Below are 5,500 nucleotides of genomic sequence, written 5' to 3' on the forward strand. Positions count from 1 at the left end.
GCCCCGGTCCGGGGCTGGTCCTGGTGGGCTGGTTCTGGCGGTGTGTGTCTGTTTCTTGAGAACTCAACAGTGTGCCAAGTTTTTGATGCCATTTGATCCTGGGTGTCTGCTTGCTTTCTTCTGCCTTGTGTGGTGGGGGGTTGGTGGGTGTCTGGGGTTTTGTTTGTTTATGCCTGCTTCGTGGTTCCTCGTTTCTGCGGGGTGGGTGTTTGCTTGGATTGCTCACTGCCGGTTGGTGGTGGGTGTTCTTCGTATGGTTGTTACCCCTTTTTGGGGTGGCGCTAGACATTTACGGAGAGTTTGATCCTGGCTCAGGACGAACGCTGGCGGCGTGCTTAACACATGCAAGTCGAACGATGATGCCCAGCTTGCTGGGTGGATTAGTGGCGAACGGGTGAGTAACACGTGAGTAACCTGCCCCTGACTTCGGGATAACTCCGAGAAATCGGTGCTAATACCGGATATTTACGCGTGCCCGCATGGGTGTGTGTGGAAAGATTTATCGGTGAGGGATGGACTCGCGGCCTATCAGCTTGTTGGTGGGGTAATGGCCTACCAAGGCGACGACGGGTAGCCGGCCTGAGAGGGTGACCGGCCACACTGGGACTGAGACACGGCCCAGACTCCTACGGGAGGCAGCAGTGGGGAATATTGCACAATGGGCGCAAGCCTGATGCAGCGACGCCGCGTGAGGGATGACGGCCTTCGGGTTGTAAACCTCTTTCAGTAGGGAAGAAGCCTTCGGGTGACGGTACCTGCAGAAGAAGCGCCGGCTAACTACGTGCCAGCAGCCGCGGTAATACGTAGGGCGCAAGCGTTGTCCGGAATTATTGGGCGTAAAGAGCTCGTAGGCGGTTTGTCGCGTCTGCTGTGAAAACGCAAGGCTTAACCTTGCGCCTGCAGTGGGTACGGGCAGACTAGAGTGCGGTAGGGGAGACTGGAATTCCTGGTGTAGCGGTGGAATGCGCAGATATCAGGAGGAACACCGATGGCGAAGGCAGGTCTCTGGGCCGTTACTGACGCTGAGGAGCGAAAGCATGGGGAGCGAACAGGATTAGATACCCTGGTAGTCCATGCCGTAAACGTTGGGCACTAGGTGTGGGATCCATTCCACGGGTTCCGTGCCGCAGCTAACGCATTAAGTGCCCCGCCTGGGGAGTACGGCCGCAAGGCTAAAACTCAAAGGAATTGACGGGGGCCCGCACAAGCGGCGGAGCATGCGGATTAATTCGATGCAACGCGAAGAACCTTACCAAGGCTTGACATACACCGGAAAAGTGCAGAGATGTGCTCCCCGTAAGGTCGGTGTACAGGTGGTGCATGGTTGTCGTCAGCTCGTGTCGTGAGATGTTGGGTTAAGTCCCGCAACGAGCGCAACCCTTGTCCTGTGTTGCCAGCACGTAATGGTGGGGACTCATAGGAGACTGCCGGGGTCAACTCGGAGGAAGGTGGGGATGACGTCAAATCATCATGCCCCTTATGTCTTGGGCTTCACGCATGCTACAATGGCCGGTACAAAGGGCTGCGATACCGCGAGGTGGAGCGAATCCCAAAAAGCCGGTCTCAGTTCGGATTGGGGTCTGCAACTCGACCCCATGAAGTCGGAGTCGCTAGTAATCGCAGATCAGCAACGCTGCGGTGAATACGTTCTCGGGCCTTGTACACACCGCCCGTCACGTCATGAAAGTCGGTAACACCCGAAGCCGGTGGCCCAACCCCTTGTGGGAGGGAGCTGTCGAAGGTGGGACTGGCGATTAGGACGAAGTCGTAACAAGGTAGCCGTACCGGAAGGTGCGGCTGGATCACCTCCTTTCTAAGGAGCTCACCACACCATCGCCCGCTTCGTCGGGGTTCCCGGTGGTGTCAGGTGGCCACGCGGGGGCCGTACGCGCTCTCGGTGGTTGCTCATGGGTGGAACGTCATTGCTTGGCATGCTGTTGGGTCCTGAGGACACAGGCACGCGGCACCGGCCCCTGGTTTGGGGGTGGGTGTGGTGTGGGTGCCTCTGGTGGCCGCTTTCTGCCGGTCCGTTTCCTTGTGGGGACGGGTCGGGGTTGGTCGGTGGGTTGCTTGAGAACTGTACAGTGGACGCGAGCATCTTTGATCTTTTGTGGTCAAGTTTTTAAGAGCATTCGGTGGATGCCTTGGCACTAGGAGCCGAAGAAGGACGTGGTGGCCTGCGATAAGCCTCGGGGAGTTGGCTAACGAACCGTGATCCGAGGATGTCCGAATGGGGAAACCCAGCTGGGGTCATGCCCAGTTACCCGCGCCTGAATGTATAGGGCGTGTGGAGGGAACGTGGGGAAGTGAAACATCTCAGTACCCACAGGAAGAGATATTCCGTGAGTAGTGGCGAGCGAAAGCGGATGAGGCTAAACCGGGGGTGTGTGATAGACGGCAGTCGTTGCACCTTCGGGGTTGTGGGACCCGCCAACCTGGCCTGCCGGCCGGGTGGGGAGTGATAAAGCGTTGTCATAGTCGAACGGTCTGGGAAGGCCGGGCACAGTGGGTGAGACCCCCGTAGACGAAATGGCGGCGCCTCCCGGTGGGGATCCCGAGTAGCACGGGGCCCGTGAAATCCCGTGTGAATCTGGCAAGACCACTTGCTAAGCCTAAATACTACCTAGTGACCGATAGCGGACAAGTACCGTGAGGGAAAGGTGAAAAGTACCCCGGGAGGGGAGTGAAATAGTACCTGAAACCGGATGCTTACAACCCGTCGGAGCCTCCTTAGCTGGGGTGACGGCGTGCCTTTTGAAGAATGAGCCTGCGAGTTAGTGGCATGTGGCGAGGTTAACCCGTGTGGGGAAGCCGTAGCGAAAGCGAGTCCGAATAGGGCGTTTGAGTCGCGTGTTCTAGACCCGAAGCGAAGTGATCTAGCCATGGGCAGGTTGAAGCGCGGGTAAGACCGCGTGGAGGACCGAACCCACTTAGGTTGAAAACTGAGGGGATGACCTGTGGCTAGGGGTGAAAGGCCAATCAAACTTCGTGATAGCTGGTTCTCCCCGAAATGCATTTAGGTGCAGCGTTGCGTGTTTCTTGCCGGAGGTAGAGCACTGGATGGCTAATGGGCCCCAACAGGTTACTGACGTCAGCCAAACTCCGAATGCCGGTAAGTGTAAGCGCAGCAGTGAGACGGCGAGGGATAAGCTTCGTTGTCGAGAGGGAAACAGCCCAGACCACCGGCTAAGGCCCCTAAGCGTGTGCTAAGTGGGAAAGGATGTGGAGTTGCACAGACAACCAGGAGGTTGGCTTAGAAGCAGCCACCCTTGAAAGAGTGCGTAATAGCTCACTGGTCAAGTGATTCTGCGCCGACAATTCAGCGGGGCTCAAGCACACCGCCGAAGCCGTGGCATCAGCACATGTCCCCAGCGTCCGCCCTCGTGGTGGGTGTTCAGGGGTGTTGATGGGTAGGGGAGCGTCGTGTGGGAGGTGAAGCTGCGGGGTGACCCAGTGGTGGATCCCACACGAGTGAGAATGCAGGCATGAGTAGCGAAAGACGGGTGAGAAACCCGTCCGCCGAATGACCAAGGGTTCCAGGGCCAGGTTAATCCGCCCTGGGTAAGTCGGGACCTAAGGCGAGGCCGACAGGCGTAGTCGATGGACAACGGGTTGATATTCCCGTACCGGCGAAACACCGCCCATACCGAGCCCGGTGATGCTAACCGCCCAAGACCGCCACACGTTCCTTCGGGATCGGTGGCAGTTGCGCGCGGGACCCGATCCGGTAGTAGGTAAGCGTATTAACAGGGGTGACGCAGACAGGTAGCCACCGCGTGCTTTATGGCTATGCACGTCCAAGGGAGCAGGGCGAGGTCCAGGCAAATCCGGGCCTCATACAGCCTCAGACCTGATGGTGACCGCGAACGCGGGAAGCAGGGTGATCCTATGCTGCCAAGAAAAGCCTCGACGCGAGGTGTTAGCCGCCCGTACCCTAAACCGACTCAGGTGGTCAGGTAGAGTATACCAAGGCGATCGAGAGAATCACGGTTAAGGAACTCGGCAAAATACCCCCGTAACTTCGGGAGAAGGGGGGCCTGAGGGGTGAAGCCACTTGCTGGCTAGCCTTTGAGGGCCGCAGAGACCAGGGAGAAGCGACTGTTTACTAAAAACACAGGTCCGTGCGAAGTCGCAAGACGATGTATACGGACTGACGCCTGCCCGGTGCTGGAAGGTTAAGAGGACGGGTCAGCTCACCTTTGGTGGGCGAAGCTCAGAATTTAAGCCCCAGTAAACGGCGGTGGTAACTATAACCATCCTAAGGTAGCGAAATTCCTTGTCGGGTAAGTTCCGACCTGCACGAATGGCGTAACGACTTCTCCGCTGTCTCAACCGTGAACTCGGCGAAATTGCACTACGAGTAAAGATGCTCGTTACGCGCAGCAGGACGGAAAGACCCCGGGACCTTTACTATAGCTTGGTATTGGTGTTCGGGACGGCTTGTGTAGGATAGGTGGGAGACTGTGAAGCAGCCACGCCAGTGGTTGTGGAGTCATCGTTGAAATACCACTCTGGTCGTTCTGAACATCTAACTTCGGTCCGTAATCCGGACCAGGGACAGTGCCTGGTGGGTAGTTTAACTGGGGCGGTTGCCTCCTAAAATGTAACGGAGGCGCTCAAAGGTTCCCTCAGCCTGGTTGGCAATCAGGTGGCGAGTGTAAGTGCACAAGGGAGCTTGACTGTGAGACTGACAGGTCGAGCAGGGACGAAAGTCGGAACTAGTGATCCGGCGGTGGCTTGTGGAAGCGCCGTCGCTCAACGGATAAAAGGTACCCCGGGGATAACAGGCTGATCTTGCCCAAGAGTCCATATCGACGGCATGGTTTGGCACCTCGATGTCGGCTCGTCGCATCCTGGGGCTGGAGTAGGTCCCAAGGGTTGGGCTGTTCGCCCATTAAAGCGGTACGCGAGCTGGGTTTAGAACGTCGTGAGACAGTTCGGTCCCTATCCGCTGCGCGCGCAGGAAACTTGAGAAGGCCTGTCCCTAGTACGAGAGGACCGGGACGGACGAACCTCTGGTGTGCCAGTTGTTCCGCCAGGAGCACGGCTGGTTGGCTACGTTCGGAAGGGATAACCGCTGAAAGCATCTAAGCGGGAAGCCTGCTTCAAGATGAGGTTTCCACCACCCTCGAGGTGGGAAGGCCCCCAGCAGAACACTGGGTTGATAGGCCGGACGTGGAAGCGGGGACAACCCGTGGAGCTGACCGGTACTAATTGGCCAACAACTTCACCACAACAACAAGACCATGTGATGACGCGTCCACTGTACGGTTCTGGAGCCACCCACCCCCCACACCAGGTGTGGGACGGCGAATGGTGAGAACTCCATAGAGTTACGGCGGTCATAGCGAGGGGGAAACGCCCGGTCCCATTCCGAACCCGGAAGCTAAGCCCCTCAGCGCCGATGGTACTGCGTGGGAGACTACGTGGGAGAGTAGGACACCGCCGAACACCCATTCACCTATGGGCCGCAACAACCGTTGCGGCCCATACGTGTTTC

At 57.8% G+C, this 5,500-nt stretch carries 3 rRNA genes; all 3 read left to right on the plus strand.

The features are described 5' to 3' along the window. Positions 1 to 288 precede the first annotated feature (288 nt). Positions 289 to 1,813: ribosomal RNA gene (locus tag VR894_RS19050) — 16S ribosomal RNA — on the plus strand. A 299-nt stretch (positions 1,814 to 2,112) separates the two neighbouring features. Further along, positions 2,113 to 5,234 (plus strand): 23S ribosomal RNA (locus tag VR894_RS19055). Between the two features lie 100 nt (positions 5,235 to 5,334). After that, positions 5,335 to 5,451 (plus strand): 5S ribosomal RNA (rrf, locus tag VR894_RS19060). Together the 16S, 23S and 5S rRNA genes form the textbook arrangement of a ribosomal RNA operon. Positions 5,452 to 5,500: the final 49 nt, after the last annotated feature.

Source organism: Georgenia sp. H159, from assembly GCF_035607575.1.
Taxonomy (GTDB): Bacteria; Actinomycetota; Actinomycetes; order Actinomycetales; family Actinomycetaceae; genus Oceanitalea.